The sequence below is a fragment of the uncultured Abyssibacter sp. genome (assembly GCF_964000955.1).
Classification (GTDB): Bacteria; Pseudomonadota; Gammaproteobacteria; order Nevskiales; family OUC007; genus Abyssibacter.
Map to the genome: position 1 here is coordinate 1 of NZ_CAXFCL010000110.1, position 2,639 is coordinate 2,639.

Sequence of the window (2,639 nt, forward strand, 5' to 3'; positions counted from 1 at the left end):
CGGCGCTGATGGTGACCGTCAGTGGACGGGAATTCGCGATCCCGGTGACCGCGATCGAGGAGGTCTCCCGTTTCGACAGCAGTCGCGTGGAATGCATGTCCAGCCGCGAGGTGATCCGCCGCGATCAGGACGTGATCGCGCTGATCCGCATGGAGCACTGGGTGGGCCGGCCGTCGGGCGCCGAGGAGCAGCACTGCGTGGTTGTCGACGTGGGTCGCGAACGCCGCGCGCTGCTGGTCGACGATGTGCCGGGCCGCGAGGAAATCGTGGTCAAGCCGCTCGGCAAGATGATGGGCGGCCTGGCCGGTATCGCCGGCGCCAGTGTCACTGGTGACGGCGGCATCGCTTTGGTGCTCGACCTGCCGGGCCTGCTGAATCAGGTCTCGCCGGCCTACGCGTCCACCGTTACCGCCATACCGCGCCCGGCCGTGGCCGCCAGCGCGGAGCAGGACATCGATCTGGAGCTGTTCTAGCCTTCCCGCCTATTCACGGTAGAACTGCCCCTGTGGCGGGCCGGCGAGCAGCGGTACGAGTTCGGCGATCTTTTCCGGCGGAATCCGCCGGGCCGAGGCGGCCTGCGCGGCGGCGGAGGTCCAGCGCTCGACCAGCAGCAGTTCGTCGGGGCGCTCCAGATTCCGTACCACCCGGCAGCCGGCGCAGCCGTCGGCCTTGCGTAGCAGCGGGGTGATGGCCAGCAGCGCCGATCGCAACTGATCTCCCATGCCTTCGGCGGCCATGAACGTGTTGATTCGCGTGATCCGCATGCGGTGTCCTCCGCCACGACTGCGATCTGCCCGGAACCAGCGGATAAGCCGCGCCAACGCCAGGGTGCGGCCCGGTGTTTCGTTGAGCGCACAACGCTCCGGGAGGCGACCGTACTGCGTGGACATGACGGTTGTGGGACATCCGCGTGCCGTTCGTCCAGCGCCGGTGACACCTGCGGAAAACCCGTTGCCCCGTTCAAGAATCCGGCGGCAGGGCCGACAACCCAAACGAAGTCGAGCGACGGGCGCAGCCAGGCCCGAACGCAGTCGACGCAACGATTCCCGAGGCCAACGACATGGACAAGCTGAGCATTGCAGGGCTGCTGTTGGCGCTTGGCGCGATCTTCGGAGGCAGCTCGCTCAAGGGCAGCGGTGTCGCCGCGCTGGTCAGCCCCGCGGCGTTCGTCATCGTGATCGTCGGCACAGTCGCCGCGATTCTCGTCCAGACGCCAGGGCCTACGTTCCGTCGTGCCCTGCGGATGGCGCGATGGGTATTCCGGCCACCGGTGATTGACTGGGATGGCCAGATCGACACGGTGGTCCAGTGGTCGCGGCGCACCCGGCAACACGGCCTGCTTGGGCTGGAGTCGACGCTGCATTCAGTCAGTGACTCGTTCACCCGACGAGGGTTGCAGATGCTCGTCGATGGCGTCGAGCCGGCACAGATTCGCGCGGCGCTGGATGTGGAGCTGGATACGCTGGAAGCGCGCGACGCCGCGGCCGCCAAGGTGTTCGAGGGCATGGGCACCTATGCGCCCACCATGGGCATCATCGGCGCGGTCATGGGCCTGATGGCGGTCATGCAGAACCTGGCCGACCCCGACAAGCTGGGCGCGGGCATTGCCGCCGCCTTCGTGGCCACGGTTTATGGCATCGGCCTGGCCAATCTGCTGTTCCTGCCGATGGCGGCCAAGCTCAAGGCGACCATCGCCGGTCAGAGCCGTGAACGCGAACTGATGATCGAGGGTCTGGTCGCGATCGCCGACGGAGAGCATCCCAACAGCATCCAGGTCCGGTTGCAGGGCTTCCGGTAGCCCGCGATGGCCCGGCGTCGCAACCACCTGGAGGAACCGGCACATACCGAGCGCTGGGCGATTCCCTACGGTGATCTGGTCACCTTGCTGCTGGCCTTTTTCGTCGTCATGTACGCCACGTCCACGGCCAACGAAGGCAAGTATCGGGTGTTGTCGGATGCCCTGAACGCCGCGTTTTCCGGCGCACCGAAAACCATCAGGCCGATCCCGATCGGCGAACCGCTCAACGCGGGTCAGCATCTGCGCGAGACCCCTGCCGCACTCGACGCGCCGACCTTCGCCCGTTCCGCCGAGGCCGAACCCCCGCCGCGTCCGTCGCCTGACGACGATGGCATCACCACCCTGGACCTGGTCGAGGAATCGCTGGTTCGCGATCTGCGCCGGCGCATCTTCGCCGAGCAGGTCTACGTCAGCCGCAGCAGCAAGGGGCTGGAGGTTGAACTGGACGCCGACCTGCTGTTCGCCAGCGGCGCCGCCGAGATTTCGTCGGATGCGGGGTCACTGATCCGCCACATCGCCGGGATTCTGACGCCGTCCCCCAACCACGTGATCATCGAGGGGCATACCGACAACGAGCCGATCCACACCCGCCGGTTTCCGTCGAATTGGGAGCTGTCCGCGGCCCGCGCCGTCAGCGTGCTGCGGGTGCTGACCGATGCAGGTGTCGCCGCCACGCGGCTAAGTGTGCAGGGCTACGGGGAATTTCAGCCGATCGCCGGCAACGACACGGTGCGCGGCCGCCAGCGCAACCGGCGCGTGGTGCTGGTGATTCGCGACGAACAACTGGCGCCGGGCAAGCGGCCGAACGCGCGGACCATGGCGCGGCGTGGCGCGCCGTCAG

4 protein-coding genes are annotated in these 2,639 nt (G+C 67.5%); 3 read left to right on the forward strand and 1 reads right to left on the reverse strand.

Annotated elements, in window-relative coordinates; genetic code table 11:
- Positions 1–473: chemotaxis protein CheW (locus ABNS06_RS05085; protein ID WP_348672981.1), on the forward strand; the 473-nt coding region annotated here is incomplete at its 5' end.
- Positions 474–482: 9 nt separating this feature from the next.
- On the opposite strand, the gene ABNS06_RS05090 is transcribed toward ABNS06_RS05085, so the two are convergent.
- Positions 483–764 (reverse strand): antibiotic biosynthesis monooxygenase family protein, encoded by a 282-nt coding sequence (locus tag ABNS06_RS05090; RefSeq protein WP_348672982.1) that lies wholly within the window; start codon positions 762–764, stop codon positions 483–485.
- A 296-nt stretch (positions 765–1,060) separates the two neighbouring features.
- On the opposite strand from ABNS06_RS05090, the gene ABNS06_RS05095 reads away from it, so the two are divergent.
- Both ABNS06_RS05095 and ABNS06_RS05100 read left to right on the forward strand, forming a co-directional pair.
- Positions 1,061–1,798, forward strand: a complete 738-nt coding sequence (locus tag ABNS06_RS05095; protein WP_348672983.1) for a flagellar motor protein — start codon at positions 1,061–1,063, stop codon at positions 1,796–1,798.
- A 6-nt stretch (positions 1,799–1,804) separates the two neighbouring features.
- Positions 1,805–2,639 (forward strand): flagellar motor protein MotB (locus ABNS06_RS05100; protein ID WP_348672984.1); only part of this gene is annotated, 835 nt, incomplete at its 3' end.

Excerpts from the sequence above, each read along its gene's own strand:
- ABNS06_RS05095 (WP_348672983.1), top strand. The coding sequence starts at position 1,061 with ATGGACAAGCTGAGCATTGCAGGGCTGCTGTTGGCGCTTGGCGCGATC.
- ABNS06_RS05090 (WP_348672982.1), bottom strand. The coding sequence starts at position 764 with ATGCGGATCACGCGAATCAACACGTTCATGGCCGCCGAAGGCATGGGA.